This is a genomic window from Nostoc sp. CALU 1950 (genome assembly GCF_051172895.1).
Taxonomy (GTDB): domain Bacteria; phylum Cyanobacteriota; class Cyanobacteriia; order Cyanobacteriales; family Nostocaceae; genus Nostoc; species Nostoc edaphicum_A.
In genome coordinates, this window is record NZ_JBDNJQ010000052.1 from 14136 (window position 1) to 34355 (window position 20220).

Genomic DNA, 20220 nt, shown 5'->3' on the forward strand with positions numbered 1-20220 from the left:
CAAGTGGAATAAAGCCTGCCTTTGTCTAGCTTGAGAACAATCACAACTATTTGTAAGATGTGAATTATAAGTTTGTACGTGCTATTCAGTAATAATTTCAGTTAACAGAATATAACTCTAGTGCATCACTAATAAATTTAATTGCGATCGCAGTTTCAAAGAAATCAACGCTAAAGTTTTGTACGCCGCGAAGGAAGCTGTCGGGGCGTAGGTTAACGAGTTAGGGATTTTTAATCATAAAGAGCATATCTTATATGAATGCTTTTTATCAAGATTTGTAAAAAAAAATATCAGACTGCAAAAAAAATAATTAACTTGTTGTAATGTTTGTAACGATATATTAAAATTACACAGGAGTTTGACCACGCAGATAGTGTGCGCTGCGATCGCGGAGGTGTCATAAGCATCTTCTTTGGATGCAACTTATGAAAATTTTGTTGGTTGAGGATGACGTATTACTGAGTACAGCACTCTTCGAGTTGTTGAGTGCAAATCGTTATACTATCGATATCGCAAGCAATGGACAAGCTGGATTAGAACTAGCACTATCGACTGAATATGAGTTGATTTTGCTTGACTGGTTAATTCCAAAACTGGATGGCATTAGCTTATGCCGACAACTGCGATCGCAAGGCTACCGTAAATCTATTCTGTTGCTAACCGGGAAAAATTCTAATGCAGACATTGTTGCTGGGTTAGATGCCGGAGCAGATGATTACGTCATTAAGCCATTCAACCCAGAAGCATTACTAGCCAGAATTCGCTCTTTATTACGACGCAATGAGGCAATCTCATCATCCACGTTAACCTGGGGAAATCTCTGTTTAGATCCAAGTGCCGGCAGAGTAACTTGTAATGAGCAGGAAATTCCCCTCACTGCCACAGAATACAAACTGCTGGAATTGTTTTTGCAAAACCCAGATCGGATCTTTAGTCGTGCAGTCATTCTAGATCGGCTCTGGGGATTTGGAGATGCACCGACTGAAAGTGCAGTTACGACTCATATTAAAGACTTGCGAAAGAAACTGAAAACAGTAGGGCTAGCAGAAGAATTTCTAGAAACGGTATATGGTATGGGCTATCGCATCAAGCCTGCACCTAATCACTCCATCTCTGTTATGGAAACAAATCCAGATGGAAAGAAAAAAACCGGCCCCAAAGATATGACTTCTGTAAATCGGGTGCTGGAGCGATTTCGTAATTCCTTTGCCGGACAGGTTGTAGTCCTAGATCGGGCAAAAACTGCACTTTTAGCCGGGAATTTTAATGAAGATTTACATCAGCAGGCATTGCATGAAGCCCATAAGCTAGCAGGTTCGATGGGGTCATTTGGTTATCCAGAGGGTTCCCGGCTAGCACGGAAAATAGAGCATTTACTGCTTCAATATTCCTCGCTATCTCCAGATAAAATCTCTGATTTCTCGCAACTGGTAACGGCATTACAGCAAGAGTTAACCAAGCCTGCTGTTACTTCCACTGCTCAAAGCATCCCGATGAACCAAACTTATCGTCTGTTAGTCATCGATGATGATGCGATGCTGACGGAGCAGTTGCAGGCAGAAGCTGACTCATGGGGAATCAGAATGAAGGTTGCACCAAATTTAGCAACAGCCCGATCGCTTTTTTCCTTAAAAACACCTGACGTAGTTTTACTGGATTTGAGTTTTCCTGGAACAGAGGAAGATGGATTAGTATTGTTGAGCGAGATAGTACAGCGATCGCCAAATATCCCAGTGATTGTTTTTACAGGAAGAGATACCCTGGTAGATCGACTGAAAGTATCCCGTTTAGGAGCTAGACAATTTTTGCATAAACCGGCGACAACCGAGCAGATTTTTCAGGCGATCGCTCGTGTCTTACCTCAACCGAAAACTTCCGAAGCCAAAGTTTTAATCGTAGATGATGACCCTGTAATACTGGCTGGATTATCGGCGTTACTAACTCCTTGGGGGCTGGAAGTAACAACTCTCTCTCAATCACAACAATTTTGGAAGGTGCTGATTGCAACATCTCCAGATTTGGTAGTACTAGATTTAGAAATGCCAATAGTTAATGGCTTAGAGTTGTGCCAGGTCGTGCGCCAGGATGCCCAGTGGGGAGATTTGCCTGTTTTAGTAGTTACAGCCCATACTGAAGCAGAATTTCTTCAGCAAGCTTTTGCTGCCGGAGCCGATGATTTTATCAGCAAGCCAGTGCTAGGGCCAGAACTTGTGACACGGGTACTGAGCCGCATTCAAAGAACGCGTTGGCGCTCTCAGGCAGGAAGAAGTAAAGCATGATCAGAAATTATCCGCGATTATTGAACTACGTTGTTGCTATTGGCTCAACTGCGATCGCCACCTTCCTATCACTCTGGCTAGAACCGCTTATTTCTCGAACTATTGGTGCATTTTTCTACATAGCTATCATCGCCAGTACTTGGTATGGTGGCTTTCGACCAGGAGTTGTTACAGTTGTCCTTTCCACACTGGCAATTGATTATTTCTTGATTTCCCCTCAATATCAACTGAGGATTAATCAATCAGAAGATGTATTGCGGCTAGGACTTTTCCTACTAGTTGCCTTGATAATTAACCTGGTCACTGGCAATCTTCAGTACAGTAGACAGAAAATTCAACAACTCAACCAACAATTGTCTCAGGAAAATGCCGAGCAATTGCGGATGACTCTTGACGATCGCAAACAAGCACAAGAAACGCTGCAACAGCAATTTGAACAACAGCGTTTAGTGATGGAGATGAGCCAGCGTATCCGGCGATCGCTGAATTTACAAGATATCTTGCAAACCACTGTCGATGAAGTGCGGCATTTTCTGGAGTGCGATCGCGTCACTATCTTCCAATTTTATCCAGGTTGGGGTGGAACGATTGTTATTGAGTCTGTTGCACCGGAATGGATGGCTCTTTTACCACTCCAGATTCATGATCCTTGCATTGGTGAAGAGAACGTCGAACCCTTTAAACAAGGCTTAGTCACTGCGAAAACTGATATTTATACTGCCGGAATTAGTCCCTGTCACGTTCAATTTTTGGAAAGTCTTCAGGTGAGGGCAAATCTCGTCGTTCCCATTTCTTTGGGAGATGAATTGTGGGGATTAATGGCAGCTCATCAATGTGCGGCTCCTCGTGAGTGGCAATCTTCAGAAATTACTCTGTTGCGGCAGTTAGGAGCGCAAGTAAGCATTGCTATCCAGCAAGCAGATTTGTTTAAACAGTTACAGATAGAACTAACGGAGCGCAAACAGGCAGAAATTGATCTACAACAACTAAATGCCGAACTTGAACAACGGGTGCAAGAACGCACTTCACAACTGACAGAGACGAACGATCGCCTGCAAAAAACAGTGATAGAGCAGCAACAAACCCAACTCACACTTTTAGAACAGGCGCAAATGCTAGAGCTTCAGGCTGTAATCACCCGAAATATGGGGGAAGGCATTTGCTTAGTGAGAATTGATAATGGAGTCATTGTCTATGCCAATCCTAAATTTGAGCAGATGTTTGGCTATGACTCTAATGAACTCAACGGTCAGCACGTTTCGATTGTGAGCAGTGTCACCAAATCGGTAAATACTGAAGATGTAAATCAAGCCACTTTGTCTGCCGTCTTACAAAAGACTGAAGCCAACTACGAAGTCCAGAATCTTAAAAAAGATGGTACACCATTTTGGTGTAGTGTGACGACTTCTGTATTCAGACATCCCGACTATGGCGACGTTCTGGTTGCAGTTCACCAAGATATCACTGAGCGCAAAGGCATTCAAGAAGCTTTACGCGAGAGCGAAGAAAAGTTTCGTCAGCTGGCAGAAAACATCCAAGCAGTATTTTGGATGACCGATAATCAAAGTCAACAAGTTCTATATGTGAGCAACGCATACCAAACCATCTGGCAAAGAAATTGTGAGGACTTGTATCACAACTATTCAAATTGGTTAGATGCAATTCACCCAGAAGATCGCCAGCGCGTCGAAACTGAAGTCATTGAACAGCTTAAACCAGGGCAATACGATAAAAAATATCGGATTATCCGCCCTGATGGTTCAATCCGTTGGATTCGCGATCGCGCATTTGGGATCAAAAATGAATTAGGCGAGGTAGTTCGGATTGCTGGGATTGCCGAAGATATTACTGAACTAGAGCAGATTAACCTGATGAAGAGTGAGTTTATTGGCATCGTTAGTCACGAACTCCGCACTCCCTTAACTGCAATTCGCGCCGCACTGGGCTTACTCCAAACTGGTATCTACGACAAAAAACCAGACAAATTCAAGCGGATGATTGAGATTGCAGCCATTGATAGCGATCGCTTAGTGCGTCTAGTTAACGATATTCTCGATTTGGAACGCTTAGAATCGGATCGCGCTGTCCTAGAAAAAGCCACCTGCAATGCAGCTGATTTAATTCAACAAGCAGTAGCGGGTGTGCAAGCGATCGCCAATCAGCAAAATATTACTTTTAAGATCCACCCTAGCAATGCTCAAGTTTGGGCGGCTGCTGATGCCATTGTGCAAACGCTCACCAATTTGTTAGGTAATGCAATTAAATTCTCGCCTGCTGATTCTACTATTACCCTGAGTGTCCAACAGCAAACAGACCGCGTACTCTTCCAGATCGCGGATCAAGGACGAGGTATCCCCGCAGACAAATTAGAAGCAATCTTTGGAAGATTTCAGCAAGTAGATGCATCTGATTCTCGCACCAAAGGCGGCACAGGCTTGGGATTAGCAATCTGTCGTAGTATTATTGATCAGCACGGTGGGCAAATCTGGGCTGAGAGTACTCTTAGTGTTGGCAGCACGTTTTTCTTCACTCTGCCATTGCCGATAAATTAGGCAGGGAGCAGGGGGGCAGGGGAGGAAAAACAAATGACAAATGACAAATGACAAATGACAAATGACAAATGACAAATGACAAATGACTAAAAAATTATTAATTGTGGATGATGAAGAACGAATCCGCGAATTAGTACAAGCTTGTTTAGAAGACTTGGGAGGATGGGACACTCTGACTGCTGCATCAGGAGCAGAAGGACTAAAAATCGCCCAGACAGAACCCATTGATGCCATTCTACTTGATGTCTCTATGCCTGACATTGACGGCTTTGCAGTATACGAAAAACTTCAGGCAAATTCTACAACCCAAGGGATTCCAGTGATTTTGTTAACAGCGAAAGTCCAAGGGAGCGATCGCGCCCGTTTCGCCCAGATGGGAATTGCCGGGATTATTACCAAACCCTTTGAACCCACCTCTATTTGCAACGAAGTTACTGAGATTCTGGGGTGGGACAATTAATTCTTGAAGAAGAATTCAGAAGTCAGAATTCAGGAGCGAAGGCGTCAGAATCAATGAGTAGGGACTTAAACCCATTTATTCATGCAGCGATCGCGCAGAATTCAATTCTGTTAGCGGATAGCTAAGGTTTAGCCCATTCTGGCTCCTGACTCCTAAATTCTATTTTTTAAGATTTGTAACAAATTTTATATCTTTATTAGTTTTTTATTTTTGTAATATATATTTTTTGTTTGCAGATAAAAATAATTTATCTCACTGGAAAAGTCTATGAAATGACATGAATATGCTAGGGGAGGTAAATATAACAGGCAAAACGATATTGCTCATTGACGATGAACTGAATGTACGTGAGATAGTAAAATTTTGCCTCCAAGATTTAGCTGGTTGGGATGTGGTGACAGCAGATTCTCCATTAGAAGGATTGCAGAATGCAGTACGCCATAGTCCTGATGCGATTGTATTAGATATTTCAATCCGTGACATGGCTAGTTTTGAGTTTATGAGTAAACTAAGAAATAATCCAGAAACTCAAGCTATTCCTGTAGTTCTGCTCAGTGCTAAAGCGCGATGGCTCGATTCGCAAATTTTGCAACAGTATCAAGTTGCAGGTGTAATCCTCAAACCCTTTAATCCAGTTACCCTCCCTGCTCAAGTTGCTCAACTGCTGGGTTGGGATTTTACTTCACTAATGGATTAAACAAAAACGTGTGCAGCAGAACGTCACCTTGAATACTGGAATTGCCACAGTGATTTCTACGTCTAAATATTACATCTAATACCAATTCTCTATAATCTCGCAACAGATCAATCTCCGGTCTGCGTTTAAGAGCGTCATTATCCGTAGGTATCTTTTGGAGAATTGGTATAATTCAACGTGAGTTCGATGAACCTCTCCCTCTCCGAAACGGAAAGCGAGGAGCAAGAAAAATTCCGCTTTTTGCTCCCCTCTGGGCGTCGGAGAGGGGCTGGGGGAGAGGTCAAATATAGACTTGTCGAACTCACGTTAATTCACAGTTGACTATCTCTGTCAATGCGTAAGTTCTAAAAAATACGATAACACCATAAGTCAGTGGGGGATTTATCCCCCATAAGACTTTGATGATCAACTTGAAAGACATTAAAACCTAAAAACTTTTTGGGTTTTCATTTCCGGGTTTTCAGCCAACATTTTTATAAATATAGGACTCATATTTGATTTCTGAAAAAACTCAGTACAACTAAGAAGCCTTCTTGACTGTTGCCTATTGCCTATTCCCTGCCTACGCAAATCAGTTCAGAAATCAAAACGGATTCCTATAGACTGTCTTAGGGAGTGAGCGATGCCTGCGATGGGCTACGCCTCAGGAAATTAAGCGCCTGTTGAGATTTTTTAAAAGTTGTTAACTACTTTCATTTCTTTATTAGTTCTTTATTTTCTATTTATAAATTAAAACTGTTGGTAGTAAAGCCAAGAGCAAACTACTTATTTGTGTTTAACTTTTTTAATAAAACAACAATTTTATGACAAACTGCCCTTGCTGTTCAAACCAAATGCTCCGTCACATTCGCTCACAAGAAACCTACTGGTTCTGCCGCCACTGCTGGCAAGAGATGCCTAACCTAAGTTCAGAAAGGAACAGGAGTAGTTTAAATTTGACGAGAAAAAGCCCATCATTAGTTAAACAGGCAATTTACTCATTTTGAAATCTCAAAATCGCTGTTTTTATATTACCCATTTAACTCGCAAATTAACTCATTAGGTTATCCATCGTCATTAGTCATTTGTGTTTACAGAGAGAGGACAAAGGACTAATGACGATGTTCATTCAAAGCGGCGTGAAACTCCATCCCAAGAGTGGGTGGTCGAGGTTGCTTAGGTAGGGCATTGGTAGCTTCTTCCCCATGCTCCATGCCCTTGTAATATGCATCCTACTCCCAATACTTTTCGGTTAAAGTGGAAAAGGGAACTATGGATGGTGAAAACATTTTCAGTGATGGATAAAATTCTAACCTCGCTGGATAATCATCTGTTTGTGATACTTCCAGTTCAATTGTTGGATGCTCTTTTTCATCAAAAAGCAACTGGATTTGATAATGTGTCCAGAATTGCTCACCTAGTTCATCTTCTAATTCAACAAGACGTTCTTCATCACCCCATATATTCGACCAAAGGACTATCTTATTAGCCCGAAACTGATTTTGACCTGTTGTATCTGCAATTACAAAATATGCTTCGACATTTAAATCAAATCCCAAGTCATCGACCTCTATCTCTGCTAGCTGACAGTTAACCACTATTAAGGTATCTGGGTTAACGTTTACTACCTCTTCTTGGCGCTTTAATAATTCTTGAAGCACGAAATCAGGCAACAACTGGGAACTTTGCTCAAGTAGGATTTTTTGAGTTTCTGGGGAATAACGAGTTTTTAATTCTTGCGTGATTAAAGTTAAAATATCTTCACTATCTAAAATGACAACTATCTTTTTATCTGCGGGATTAAGGAAACTTCCTTGATTAAGATTAATGGGTTTTTTAATTGGCATAGTTCTGTTAAATCCTTTTAATACGACTTCTGACTTCTAGGTGCTGAATTCTTACACTTTATCATTCGTTAGCTTACTGAGTAATTACGTGACTTATTTCACCCCGTATTCAGATGTTCAATTGCTAACTGAGCATAAGATTTTACCTGCTGCTATAAAGAATCACTTAGCTCGACTTTATCCAAAATTAAGAACTCGGTTTTCTTTATCCGGCAAAAACCCTGGCTTTTTGGCAAATACTTTTTCCACGTCACAGATTATCGACGAATGTCAAAAAGTAACACTATTGTCCCATATAGGTTTTTACGATCGCGATCGCGTTGCGAAAAAATGGATAAAGTCGAGTAGCCCAGATTGTCTTCACTTTTTGAACAAGAACGATACAAGCCTGGGTGGTTTATTTTGGTCTTGCTCATGCCACCACTCGTTGAAATCCTCAAGCCGGAAACCATGATTTTTCGCTGCCTTAAAAAAATCTGATAGATGATGCACAAATGCTGGGATTTCAATCACTTCTTGATTTCTTTGAAAATTAGCTTGTGTGCCTCGGTACTGTCTGAATGGATGAAGTTCACAAATGAAAAAGTATCCACCGTGAAGGAGTACACGGTAAGCTTCTGAAAAGATAAATGACAAATCTTCGATGTGTTCTAGAACAAGATTGCAGGTGATCAAATCGGCAGACTCGTTGCTGCAAATCCATTGGTTCGTGATGTCTGCGGTAATGAACATCACGTTGACTGAATTCACTTTTTCTTTCGCCTTCTCGATCATGGATGGTGAAAAATCAACTGCATAGACTGTTTGGGCAATTTGTGATAACAGCAACGTATTTTTGCCTGTGCCACAGCCAATTTCAACGACTGATTTACACCTCAAGCCCATTAAGGTTTCTTTAGTAATGATTTGATCCAGATCGCGCGTCAGGTTTTCATCAGCATCATAAGTGGTTGACCAATTATCGTATGCGGATTTAACACTCATATTGACTCAAAAAATGCCTACATTTTAATGAGTAGAATTATCCTACCTTTACTGTGATATTTAACATTCCTATTGCACTGTTTGCTTACAGAGCGCACTCGTCAGCAATGCTGCTGCCCCAAACGCTGCTATCGTCCGAACATGGTTCCAAAGCGTCCAGGTGATCAGATATCTAGCCCACAAGTCTGTACCCTCAGTGCTATCTGGTTTGGCGATCGCCAGGGCATCATTCAGCGGCACATTGAAGGCGATCGTCACCAAAACAGTGCCAACTAGATAGAGTAGGCTACCAACTAGTAAGTAAACAGCATCAGGTTGATGCCACTTTGACAGCGAGGCGATCGCCAGAAAGAGGCAAGCCAAAGCCGTTCCAAAGAGCGCCATCATAAAGAATGGATTGATCGCTGTGATATTAATCGACTGCATGGCGGACATGCCTTCTCTTGGCTGAAGTCGAGCAAGAGCATTCATTACAAAAGTCGAGAAGGCAAAGAAGACTCCCGCCACAAGTCCGCAGCCCAAGGCAGTGAAAAGTTTCAATGCAAAAAGTAAGTGGTCAGCAGTTGTCATCTAATTCGTAACCTTACTAATCCACAAATCGTTAAAATTACTTGTTAATACTTTTGGAGATTTAGCTTTCTTACCTGAAAAATATTTTTCTTGCTCATTATTATACACTTGAATGGTGCGATCGCTTTGCTCACCGAGCATCATAGCCAGAGATCATCAGTATAATTAGTTATGTTTTTGAACAAGAAGGTTTTACTTGTTTGTTGCGGTCAGGAGGCTAACATTGCTCTGCGTATCTGCGTGAAATTTTAATATATAGGTAATTTATAGTGCTAAAAATCTCTAACCTCAACGTTTACTACGGCGAAAGTCACATTCTCCGCAATGTAGATTTAAGCGTGCCATCTGGGCAAATGGTTTGCCTAATTGGACGCAATGGCGTAGGGAAATCTACTTTACTCAAAACAATTATGGGTTTACTCAAACCCCGCAGCGGTACTATTAACTTAGCTGAAGAATTAATCAACTCAAAATCCCCAGACCAAAGGGCAAAGTTGGGAATTGGTTATGTCCCCCAAGGACGAGAAATTATCCCCCGGTTGACAGTCAAAGAAAATTTGCTGCTGGGGTTGGAAGCTAGACGCAAACCAGTAAAAAAAGCAGAAATTCCAGAGGAAGTTTTTAGCTTATTCCCGGTGTTAAAAACTATGCTTTCGCGGATGGGTGGCGATTTGAGTGGTGGACAGCAACAACAATTAGCGATCGCACGTGCTTTAATGGGAGAACCTCAATTACTCGTCTTAGATGAACCCACGGAAGGTATTCAACCCTCCATCATTCTAGAAATTGAAGCCGCAGTCCGTCGCATCGTCGAAACCACAGGCATTTCTGTTTTATTGGTAGAGCAACATTTGCACTTTGTTCGTCAGGCTGATTACTATTACGCCATGCAAAAAGGTGGTATTGTAGCCTCCGGTTCCACTAGCGAACTTAGCCAAGATGTGATTCAACGCTTTTTAGCTGTTTAAGAAAACAGAATTCAGGAGTCAGGAGTCAGAATTCAGAATTCAGAATTGAATTGGAATGTGACTGGCGGATGTAGCTTGCTTCTCTATAGGAGTATAAACTGGTTTAATTTCTCCACTTTTTTGTTCTGAATTCGGAATTATAAATTTTGTATTGTCTATATCAATAGTGTCAGAAGCAATCAAGTCTGCTGCTTCTTGTAAAAGCTCATTTTGTTCCTTTTGAATTGCTTCTAAGCGACCAGAAATTTCTGCTAATCGCTGTTGTTTATTTGGTTGAAAGCTTTCAGGTAACAAAGCTGGCAGATTATCGGTTGTTTTAGTCGCTGTCATTTGTTGAACAGCAAAACTGCCAAATTTAGTTAAGGATAGAAAGCTAACTTTAATCAAAGCCTGAAGCAATTTTAACGGAACTTGGAGTATTGACCAACTAGCTGTTTCAATCAAGCGGACAATTGCTTTGATGATGCTCCAAATAAGAGCGATCGCAAATAGAAAAATCACTATACTAATAATTGGGTGATTAGTCGCCCAACTTAGTATTTGAACTAACCGAAAAAATATCGGGTGTTGTGTCAGCCAATCACTTACAGAAGATGCCATTACATCTTTAACTGCTCCCGATGTTGTACTTTTAAATTTATCAGCAGTTTGCCAAGTTTGCTCTAAGCTTGTTGTAACTGTATCAATTGCTTTATCAGTTGTTGTATTCAAAGACTCCGTAACTTGTTGTGCTGAGTTACTTAGAGAGTTAACGCTTCCACCCACAAAATCTTTCACATTTTGCAAGCGTTGCAAAACTCCGTTAGGCAGGTTTATGTCTATTTGGGATGCCATAAAACATTTTACCGAGGTTGAAATCTAACCCGCAACCCATCTTTAGGGCGATTAGTGGGAACAGCAACTACTTCTAAACTTTGATTAGGTAATATCTCCCAATGATAACTACGTAGAAGATGAGCAGCAACAATCTTCATTTCCATTTTGGCAAAAGCTATGCCAATACAAATGCGTGGGCCACCGCCAAAAGCAACTAAACTAAAAGGATATTTTTTGTGTTCTTGCCGTTGAGGACTAAAACGGTCTGGGTCAAACAGTTCTGGCTCAGAATAAATTTCTTCAATTTGGTGAGTAACTCCAATTGAGTAGTATAACTGCCAACCAGCAGGCACGTGATAACCATTGAACTGAAAGTCTTTAATCACACCACGGAACCCACCTCCGACAGGTTGATGCAATCTTTCAACTTCCCACAAAACCTGCTCTAAATAGGGCATTTTCCCTAATTGTTCTAAATCCAAATCACCTTGACTTGCAAGTTGCAATTGTTCAACTCTTGCTTTTTCGAGTACTTCTGGATGATGGGCTAACTCTACACACAACCAAGTCAACATCGAAGTAGTTGTTTCATGTCCTGCGAAGAGTAATAGTAACGACTGGGCGATGAGTTCTTTTTCACTCATCCGGTTACCTTCTTCGTCTTGGGCTTGCACTAATAAACTCAGAGCGTCTTTAGTTGGATTTTGCTGACGTTCTCTAACTACTTGAGTTAGATGCTCTAAAATCTGATTCCGCGCTGCTATAGCTTTACCAAATTTCGTAAATGGTAAGGGCAACGGATTAATCGCAAATAGTCCATTTGTCATGGCTGCAAACAACTGGCTAAAGCGCACACATTCGGGGCCAGGACGCGTACCCAACAACAATTGACTAGCAATATCAAATGTTAGCTGCTTAAACTCTTGAAACCAAGTAAACTCCTGTTTTTTCTCCCACTTTTGGAGATAACTACGTGTGATATCTTCCATTGTTGAGACATAATTTGCCAATGCTGGGCCATGCAACGCCGGCATCATCAAGCGGCGGTTTCTACGATGTTCCTCTCCATCTTGCAGAAAAAGTGATTCACCCAGTAATGTCTTGAAATTATTAGGCCATCCTTCCCGCCAAGAAAAATTCTCGATATGGCTTGACAAAACGAACTCTAATGCTTCCGGCCCAGCCATTACCACAGTTGGTCTGCCAAGAAGATGGGTTTTGAAGATAGACCCATACTGTTGATAACGCTTTTTGGCAAAATCACGATCGAAAAGAAAGGAGAGTGTTTCACCTAATACAGGTATACCAAAGCTTCCAGGAGGAATTTGATTATTTTTCATATCTCGTTAACTCGAAGCGCTAGTATAAAACCGCAACGCAAACCGCCAAAACCAAGTAGAAACAAAAAACAGCACTACTGCTAATATTACTGCACCTATCAACCAGCTAATTTCACTCCGACCCAACAATGCTTGGGCTGGTACAGTAGTTAAAAAAGCTACTGGCATTACAAAGGTGAAGAAAAAGCGGTAAGCCGTGGGATATGCGGCGATGGGATATCTTCCAGCTTCTAATAAACCACGCAACACTTCAGTAACGTTGTATATTTTGACGAACCAAATACTCGTCGCTCCCAGCATAAACCACAGGCTGTACAAAATCACGAAGCTGAACAATAACGGCAGCACACCAAGTAAATAGCCGTCTATTCCTACACCCAGACGTTGACCTGCGTAGCCAATAATAATACTACCAAAAACTAGATCCGGCAGTCCCCAAGGTGAGAGGGTATGGGTGGAAAGCCAAAACTGACTGCGGATAGGTTTTAATAATATAAAATCCAAAGTGCCTTCCTGGACATGGCGGACAATGCGATTTAAGTTCGACGCCAGAAAAGTAGCAGAAAATCCTTGCAGTAAGGTAAAAATTCCTAGAACTACTAAAGCTGCTTCCCATGACCAGCCACTAAAAGTATAGCCAGTGCGGTAAAACAAGAATAATCCAAAGAGGCTACCCGCAAGATTTCCCAAGCTGCTGAGGGTAGCTATGAAAAAATTAATCCGATATTCCAACTCAGCTGCGATCGCAGCACTCCAAAATAGTCTTAGTACTTTCAAATATCTTTGCATCTTGCACCTTTAACTCAAAACCTGCTATCTGTCACTACGTTTCCCAAAATTACACAATAATTTTATGTAAATTTAATATTACTTTTTATTCAGGAAAATTGCTAAACGTTAAGATGTTGTGGATCTACTGTTGAAAGGTAAGAAGTTCTATGCATCTGGATTTACCAGAACTAATGCAATCACTTGGCTATTTTGGGGTATGAGCAATTGTCTTTGCTGACTCTGGCTTTTTGATTGGTATATTTATTTACTTAATTTTGCGGAATATTGGTAATCTATGGCTAAACTGTCTAACGAATTACAACGCTATTTTTTTGAGGAAGAACGACCCTCAAAAGTAACTTTGGCAGAGATTTTACTGTTAGCAAAAGAAAGAATTTTTGGATTTTTGCTAGTTATTTTGTCTTTACCTTCCGCTTTGCCAGTTCCAGCACCGGGATACTCAACTCCTTTCGGCATCCTAATTTTTCTATTAGCGGTACAGCTAATTGCCGGTGCCAAAATCCCTTGGCTACCCAAGCGGATGATGAATCATCCTATACAACTTACAACAGTTCAGGGGTTTTTAAAGGCAGGGATTCCTTGGTTAAAAAGAATTGAAGCGATCGCTCGTCCTCGTTTGAGCTATATCTGTACTACTTTACCAGGTAGAGTGACCATTGGTGTAGCGATCGCCTTGATGGCAATTTCCATGATGATTCCCATTCCAGGAACTAATACCCTGCCAGCAATGGGAATTTTTGTAACTAGCTTTGGCTTATCGGAAGATGATGGTGCTATTAGCCTGGGTGGTTTAGTGATGTGTGTGCTAGGGGCAGTTTTAACTACTTCCATATTAGTGGCACTGGTTTGGGGTGGTTCCAGTCTTCTTGACATCATCAAGACTTGGTTAGGTCGTTGAAGAAGGCAGGAGGCAGGAGGCAGGAGGCAGGAATTTAGATATTTAGATAACAGTAGTCCTAAATGATTTTTTGATTTTTGAACTTTTCTGTTTCTCCTCTGGGAGGTTTGGAGGTAGCATCCGACAAGACGCTGCGCGTCTATGATAATTTTCATTAACTCAAATAGGATTGCTATATATAGGACTCATATTTGATTTCTGAAAAAAATTCGGTACACCTTAATCTTCTGAAATCCTATTGCCTATTGCCTATTGCCTATTGCCTATTGCCTATTGCCTATTGCCTACCTACGCAAGTGATTTGAGAAATCAAACCGGATTCCTATATACCCTCATGACTTCCATAAACATCAACCTCTATCTGCTCCTAGAAAATCTCGTCTTTTTCGTAATTGCCACACTTTTTATTGTGGTTGTGAACTGGGGATGGAAAAACACCAAGCCTTATACTCTACCTTTACCATTTCCCGGTTGGTATAAAATCTGGTTTGGCTCAGTCCAACTGCTAGGAGGATTGCTGCCACTAGTAGTCATGCTATTGTGGGGTGTATTGTGGGGCGATCGCAGTGTGTTAACTGTGCTTGGTTGGTATTTTATCGTACTAGGGCTGCAAATCATCTCTGAAAGAGTAACGCTCAGGCAGTTGCAAAATGTAGTGTGGGTGATGGTTCCTTATATATACTTGCCTTACCGCTTCTGGCAGTTATATGAGGGTTTGACACTTTTGGATTCTACAAGCGAGTTGCAGTGGGTACGATATTTATTGGTTTTTGAATTGGTACTGTGGATTGTTAACTACGCCATAGATGTATCTCAATTGCCACGGCTGTTTCGCTGGGAAGTACAATCAAACTCTGATGTTAGCTAGGGATTAATGGCAGAATTAGCCATTTTTACTAAAGAAGTGCGATCGCCTGCTTTCAATCCAACAACATATTGCACACCCTGCTGTCTCCAAGTCAAGGTAGCATCTGAACAATTAGCACCACAAGTAAAATCCACAAAATAGCCAGTAATACCCTTAGCTAAGGATACACGTTTACCATTCAGGCGCGGTGTTTTGCGCGTTACTGTTTCAGCAGAAAGCACACCCAAACGACAGGCAGTTCCACCCGTACAGTCAGGACTGAAACCCAGTAAAATATCGTACTTCTTTGGCGTAGCAGCTTCTATAATTGCGTAAATTGGATTTTCCCCATCCGACTCAGGAATAAACTTTGGCAATAAAATCTTAATCTGAGTCTTTTGCTTTAATTTAGGCAGAATAGATTTAAAAACTGGGTGTAATTGGGTTTTACTCTGCTGTGCTATCAGTTGTGACTGGTTGTTGATAGTAGCTATGGCTGACTTGTGAAAGCTGCTAACGCTGACTGATAAAAATACGGCGCACACAACACTGATATTTCTGAAACTTAAAATCATCTTTAAAAACCTATTCCATCTAAAGTACTTATTTGTAATACCCAGTTTGAGTATTAAATTACGCATTTAATAGAAGAAGCGATTCGCTGAAATGCAGCATTAAGTGCTATTTTATACTCTCTCAAAACTATACATGTCAACCATTTCAGTCTGCTGAATTTTTATTTATACAATAGGTCTATTTTTTCAAAAATGAATCTTTATCAGATCATTTTTTGAGTACTTCATTGAGAGGTTGTTTGAAAAGTGCTTCGCTGTGACTTTAGGCACTTTTAGATTCCCCTAACCCCTTAAAAAGGGTGGTAAATCCAGGCTTTGGCTTCATTACCAAGATACCGTATACCTTTAAGCTACGTAGCGTACACAAGTACTAAAAACCTCGATCGCTAAAAGCGACTTAACCGTTTTTATACGCAGGTGAAGATATTCTCTGCGTATTTTTTATGAAAAAAAGATCCATTCCAATGTATATTTCCGCATTATTTTGGGAATCATAAATCGAGGAAGCATAATAAACCGCAAAATATGACTTCCTGAAATATCACGTAACTTTTAGAGGATAATTATGTCTAAACGCAAGTTGCCCAAAGGCCGTAGTGTTAGTTCAGTTGCTCTAGAACCAGAAGTTGCGATCGCAATCCTTGGGTTATTTTCCGCAGCAGCTGATGGTGAAGGTATTTCTTCCACAGAAGAATATGCTTTAAGTGAATTTCTCGGTCGGGTTGACTTATTTGAAGATTACTCTGAAGAAGACTTTGAAGAATTGACCGAAAAAGTCGTCAGCTTGATTGAAGAAGAAGAACCAGAAGATTTAATCGCCCAATCCATCGAATCCTTACCCAATAGAGGTTATCGTGAAGCTGCATACATCACAGCTATCTTAGTTGTGGGAATTGACGAAGAAGTACCCGAAGCAGAACAAGATTATATCTCTGAGCTTCAGGAAGCCTTAAAAATTTCAGACGAACGCGCACAAGAACTTATAGACGCAGTGTTCGGAGAAGACGAAGAAGAGGAAGAGGAGTAATCTTTATTGAATTGCAACCTCAGTCATCTACCATCATTAATTTGGGGTTGCTAATTTAGAGGATGAAATAATTTTGTTTGAGTTAAGTTGTTCAGATTCCCGACTTCATGAAGAAGTTGGGAATCTTGCACATTATCAAAATTAATCTGATAGAGCAATACAGTTCAGAATGAGCAAAAAAACCCTTATTGTAGAGACGCGATAAATCGCGTCTGAATTTACCGCGTCTCGATTTATCGCGTCTTCTGAACCGTATTGTCCGATAGAGGACTAATTAGAAATTGGTACATTTTTAAATGCAGCTGTATCTGGCACAAAAATGTCCAAATTATTGATACCATCGGGAACTCTTAACCAGATATAAGCATCTGCGGAGGCTTGTGGGCGTACTTGGAACAAAGAAACGCTACCTGTTGAGCGATTAAGAGCAACTCCTTTGTAAGTTACGCTAGTCTCAGGATTGCGGGCTGTTGTACTAGCAACCGATATAATATCACCACCAACAACTCCGTCTGTGGCAAGGCGACGAATTCGCATTTGCAGATTTACCACATCACGGTTTCCAGTTTCTGGATCTTTAATTCGTTTTGCTGAAAGTAATTCAACTTCTGCCTTTTTGCCAAAAGCAGGCTGCACAAATTGACCAGGGCTAATTGCTGAAGTTGTAGCACTAGCTGGGGATGGTGAGACTGTTGCTTGTGGAGAAGTTGTAGCTGTAGCTGTAGGACTTGGCACTTGAGTGGGAATGGTACTACTGACTGTATTAGTAGCATTTAGTGTCTGCCGCAACGTAAAAACTTCATAAGCTACATAGCCGCTACATCCTAAAGCCAAAGTAGAGAGTAATACAGCTACACCAGATAAAAATGTACTCACACCGTTGCCTCGATTTCGTATTTCTGTATATGCAGGTTGATTTAGGTTTCTATTTCGTAGTCCCATAAATTATGTTTGTGCCATCGCCCACGTATGAAACATGTGAACATCTTCCCTATACTAGTTAAGTAACTTTACTGAGCAATTACTTCTCTCTCCGGAAAGAAGTCTTTGGCAAAGTCAAAATATCTATCTTTGGGATAAGGAAAATTGGTGAGACTTAAGACTTTAAATCAACCACTAGGTGTTTTATTAATATTTTTGACTAGCCAGATAGGATTTAGTTCTATTGCGAAAGCACAAACTCCAGTTGCACCAACAATTACCACAAAATCAATTTGCTCTACCCAACTGGGAAAAGCTATAGATGCTGTAATCAATCGCCCCTTATTCAGTCGGGTGCGCTGGGGAATTTTGGTACAACCCCTGTCAACCGGGCAAACTCTTTACAGTCGAGATGCTCAGAAATATTTTACTCCCGCGTCTAACCTCAAATTGCTGACAACAGCAGCAGCATTGCAGCAATTGGGTGCTAATTTTCGGATTCGCACCTCTGTTTATCAGAATGGCAATGGTGTTTTACGTGTTGTCGGTAGGGGAGATCCAAGTTTAAGTGATGCTGAACTGCAAAAATTGGCACAGCAGCTAAAACAGAAAGGTATTACTCAAATTCAGCAATTGATAGCTGATGATAGTTATATTCAAGGTGATATTGTTAACCCCACCTGGCAATGGGAAGATGTGCAGTCAGACTATGGCGCACCAGTTAACAGCTTTATTCTGAATCAAAATATTTTTAGCTTAAAACTTATACCGCAGGCTGTAGGTAAATCTTTACAAGTGGTATGGACTGACGCTGGCGAAGCGAGACAGTGGCGGATAATTAATCAGTCAGTAACCGTTGCCCAAAATCAACCAAGCTACATCAATGTTACCCGCGAATTATCAGGAACAATATTACGAATTCAAGGACAACTAACAACAAATTCAGAACCGTCTTTAATAGATTTACCTGTAGTTGATCCTAATTATTACTTCTTACGACGGTTCCGTACTGCTTTGGCAACAGAAAAAATTACCTTGGGACAAACATTAGTACTAAATGGTGGTGTTAATCAAGAAGAAATAGCATTTGTAGAGTCGCCACCTTTAGCTGAGTTATTAGCAGAGACAAATCTAAATAGTAATAATCTTTATGCTGAGGCGCTGCTGAGAGCATTATCTGTGAAAAAACCCAGAGTGAAAAATCAAACTAGCGCTGATGTAGGTTTAGAAGTTGTCAAAGCGAGTTTAACTCAATTGGGAGTTGATCCAGCAAATTACATTTTAGTGGATGGTTCGGGTTTATCGCGTCGTAACTTAGTGACACCAGAAGCTTTTGTACAAACTTTGCGGGGAATAGCAAGAACACCAACAGCATATTTATATCGTGCCTCTTTACCAGTGGCGGGTAAAAGTGGAACTTTGAAGGGCCGCTTTCAAGGTACATCTGCTGAGGGCATTGTGCAAGCAAAAACAGGTACGTTAACGGGTGCAATTTCTCTATCTGGATATATGAATGCGCCGAAGTATGAACCGCTAGTTTTCAGTATTATTGTGAATCAATCAGAGCAACCTGCAAGTGTTGTGCGACAGGCAATAGATGAAGTTGTTGTGTTGTTAACGCAGTTGCAACGTTGTTAATATTATGCTTTACCACTCCTAACTTTTTTCATGCCAGCTAAAATCCTACCACCGCCCCTGAAACCTGGAGACTTACTGCGAGTAATTGCCCCTAGTGGTGCTTTGCGAGAATTTGAGGCATTTGAACGGAGTATAGAAATTTGGCGATCGCGAGGCTATAAACTAGAAATCATCCCCAAGATAGATGATAAGTGGGGTTATCTAGCTGGGACAGACGAAAACCGTCGTCAGCAATTAGCGGCAGCATGGCAAGATCCTGATTGTCGTGGTATCCTTTGTGCCAGAGGCGGTTTTGGCAGCACCCGTATCTTAGAAGATTGGAATTGGCCAAACTCAGCGCTTCCCAAGTGGCTTATAGGCTTTTCTGATATCACAGCTTTATTATGGAGCCTTTATACAGCAGGAATTTCAGGCGTTCACGGCCCCGTGCTGACGACCTTGGTAGATGAGCCAGATTGGTCAATTCAGCGATTATTAGATTGGGTAGAAGGTAGTTCTTTCACCCCTCTGAAAGGTTGCGGTTGGGGTGGTGGTGTGGTTAATGGTACTTTATTACCAGGTAATCTCACTGTGGCTACTCACCTTTTAGGTACACCAATCTTGCCACATCTGGATGGTGTAATTCTGGCCTTCGAGGATGTTACAGAAGCACCTTATCGCATTGACAGGATGCTGACGCAGTGGCGTTTGAGTGGTGCTTTGTCTAAAGTCTGCGGTATTGCTTTGGGGGGTTTTACTCGCTGTGAAGCGCCGCCAACAGTGCCTAGTTTTAGTGTAGAAGAAGTATTGCGCGATCGCTTGGGTGATTTGGGTATTCCGATTGTCTCTGATTTGCCTTTTGGCCACGATAGTCCGAACGCAGCATTACCAGTGGGTGTAGAGGTAACTTTAGATGGGGATGCGGGAATATTAGCGATCGCGCATCCACATGATTAAATAATTGATGGATAAATTCCTTGTAGAGACGGCGATTTATCGCGTCTCTCTAACCGTTTATCGCGTCTCTCTAACCGTCAAAATGAATTTGACA

General features: G+C 41.3%; 19 protein-coding genes. 10 read left to right on the top strand and 9 right to left on the bottom strand.

Annotated features, from left to right (window positions below; all coding sequences use genetic code 11):
* Positions 1 to 425 precede the first annotated feature (425 nt).
* From ABF638_RS15920 to ABF638_RS15935, 4 genes are all read left to right on the top strand, one after another.
* A complete protein-coding gene (locus ABF638_RS15920; protein ID WP_435023746.1) occupies positions 426 to 2279 on the top strand; it encodes a response regulator in 1854 nt (617 codons plus the stop codon).
* A complete protein-coding gene (locus tag ABF638_RS15925; RefSeq protein ID WP_435023747.1) occupies positions 2276 to 4831 on the top strand; it encodes a PAS domain S-box protein in 2556 nt (851 codons plus the stop codon). Before ABF638_RS15920 ends, ABF638_RS15925 begins: the two co-directional genes overlap by 4 nt.
* A gap of 82 nt (positions 4832 to 4913) precedes the next feature.
* Positions 4914 to 5291: a response regulator gene (locus tag ABF638_RS15930; RefSeq protein ID WP_435023748.1), complete on the top strand. Its 378-nt coding sequence runs from the start codon at positions 4914 to 4916 to the stop codon at positions 5289 to 5291.
* A 277-nt stretch (positions 5292 to 5568) separates the two neighbouring features.
* The gene (locus tag ABF638_RS15935) at positions 5569 to 5988 is read left to right on the top strand and encodes a response regulator (protein ID WP_435023750.1); all 420 of its coding nucleotides are present in this window, start codon (positions 5569 to 5571) and stop codon (positions 5986 to 5988) included.
* Positions 5989 to 7199: 1211 nt separating this feature from the next.
* Here ABF638_RS15935 and ABF638_RS15940 read toward each other — a convergent pair.
* The 4 genes from ABF638_RS15940 to ABF638_RS15955 all read right to left on the bottom strand — a co-directional run bounded on the left by ABF638_RS15940 (position 7200) and on the right by ABF638_RS15955 (position 9512).
* Positions 7200 to 7814, bottom strand: a complete 615-nt coding sequence (locus ABF638_RS15940) for a hypothetical protein (protein WP_435023751.1) — start codon at positions 7812 to 7814, stop codon at positions 7200 to 7202.
* A 360-nt stretch (positions 7815 to 8174) separates the two neighbouring features.
* Positions 8175 to 8798 carry a class I SAM-dependent methyltransferase gene (locus ABF638_RS15945; RefSeq protein WP_435023753.1) on the bottom strand — a complete coding sequence of 208 codons (624 nt, stop codon included), beginning with the start codon at positions 8796 to 8798 and terminating at the stop codon, positions 8175 to 8177.
* A 69-nt stretch (positions 8799 to 8867) separates the two neighbouring features.
* Complete coding sequence (locus ABF638_RS15950; RefSeq protein WP_435023755.1) at positions 8868 to 9368, bottom strand: DUF1772 domain-containing protein; 501 nt, start codon at positions 9366 to 9368, stop codon at positions 8868 to 8870.
* On the bottom strand, positions 9369 to 9512 hold the full coding sequence (locus ABF638_RS15955) for a hypothetical protein (protein ID WP_435023756.1): 144 nt from the start codon (positions 9510 to 9512) through the stop codon (positions 9369 to 9371).
* A gap of 125 nt (positions 9513 to 9637) precedes the next feature.
* Here ABF638_RS15955 and urtE point away from each other — a divergent pair, with 125 nt between their 5' ends.
* Positions 9638 to 10336, top strand: coding sequence for an urea ABC transporter ATP-binding subunit UrtE (urtE, locus tag ABF638_RS15960; RefSeq protein WP_435023758.1), 699 nt, complete (start codon positions 9638 to 9640; stop codon positions 10334 to 10336).
* Positions 10337 to 10375: 39 nt separating this feature from the next.
* Here the strand turns inward: urtE and ABF638_RS15965 are convergent, their stop codons facing one another.
* Genes ABF638_RS15965 through ABF638_RS15975 form a run of 3 tightly spaced genes read right to left on the bottom strand, consistent with a single transcriptional unit; the run spans position 10376 to position 13281 of the window.
* Positions 10376 to 11170 carry a hypothetical protein gene (locus ABF638_RS15965; protein ID WP_435023759.1) on the bottom strand — a complete coding sequence of 265 codons (795 nt, stop codon included), beginning with the start codon at positions 11168 to 11170 and terminating at the stop codon, positions 10376 to 10378.
* Between the two features lie 8 nt (positions 11171 to 11178).
* Positions 11179 to 12492 carry a cytochrome P450 gene (locus ABF638_RS15970; RefSeq protein ID WP_435023760.1) on the bottom strand — a complete coding sequence of 438 codons (1314 nt, stop codon included), beginning with the start codon at positions 12490 to 12492 and terminating at the stop codon, positions 11179 to 11181.
* Between the two features lie 6 nt (positions 12493 to 12498).
* Positions 12499 to 13281, bottom strand: a complete 783-nt coding sequence (locus tag ABF638_RS15975) for an ABC transporter permease (protein WP_435023763.1) — start codon at positions 13279 to 13281, stop codon at positions 12499 to 12501.
* Positions 13282 to 13558: 277 nt separating this feature from the next.
* Here ABF638_RS15975 and ABF638_RS15980 point away from each other — a divergent pair, with 277 nt between their 5' ends.
* Both ABF638_RS15980 and ABF638_RS15985 read left to right on the top strand, forming a co-directional pair.
* Complete coding sequence (locus ABF638_RS15980; RefSeq protein WP_435023764.1) at positions 13559 to 14182, top strand: exopolysaccharide biosynthesis protein; 624 nt, start codon at positions 13559 to 13561, stop codon at positions 14180 to 14182.
* A 334-nt stretch (positions 14183 to 14516) separates the two neighbouring features.
* The gene (locus ABF638_RS15985; protein ID WP_435023766.1) at positions 14517 to 15050 is read left to right on the top strand and encodes a hypothetical protein; all 534 of its coding nucleotides are present in this window, start codon (positions 14517 to 14519) and stop codon (positions 15048 to 15050) included.
* On the opposite strand, the gene ABF638_RS15990 is transcribed toward ABF638_RS15985, so the two are convergent.
* A complete protein-coding gene (locus tag ABF638_RS15990) occupies positions 15047 to 15604 on the bottom strand; it encodes a hypothetical protein (protein WP_435023767.1) in 558 nt (185 codons plus the stop codon). The genes ABF638_RS15985 and ABF638_RS15990 overlap by 4 nt on opposite strands.
* A gap of 565 nt (positions 15605 to 16169) precedes the next feature.
* Between ABF638_RS15990 and ABF638_RS15995 the strand changes: the two genes are divergently transcribed.
* The gene (locus tag ABF638_RS15995) at positions 16170 to 16631 is read left to right on the top strand and encodes a tellurite resistance TerB family protein (protein ID WP_420761815.1); all 462 of its coding nucleotides are present in this window, start codon (positions 16170 to 16172) and stop codon (positions 16629 to 16631) included.
* 270 nt (positions 16632 to 16901) lie between these two features.
* Here the strand turns inward: ABF638_RS15995 and ABF638_RS16000 are convergent, their stop codons facing one another.
* Positions 16902 to 17507 carry a hypothetical protein gene (locus ABF638_RS16000; RefSeq protein WP_435023792.1) on the bottom strand — a complete coding sequence of 202 codons (606 nt, stop codon included), beginning with the start codon at positions 17505 to 17507 and terminating at the stop codon, positions 16902 to 16904.
* Positions 17508 to 17720: 213 nt separating this feature from the next.
* On the opposite strand from ABF638_RS16000, the gene dacB reads away from it, so the two are divergent.
* Both dacB and ABF638_RS16010 read left to right on the top strand, forming a co-directional pair.
* Complete coding sequence (gene dacB / locus ABF638_RS16005; RefSeq protein ID WP_435023769.1) at positions 17721 to 19190, top strand: D-alanyl-D-alanine carboxypeptidase/D-alanyl-D-alanine endopeptidase; 1470 nt, start codon at positions 17721 to 17723, stop codon at positions 19188 to 19190.
* 30 nt (positions 19191 to 19220) lie between these two features.
* Positions 19221 to 20126, top strand: a complete 906-nt coding sequence (locus ABF638_RS16010; RefSeq protein ID WP_435023771.1) for a S66 peptidase family protein — start codon at positions 19221 to 19223, stop codon at positions 20124 to 20126.
* Positions 20127 to 20220: the final 94 nt, after the last annotated feature.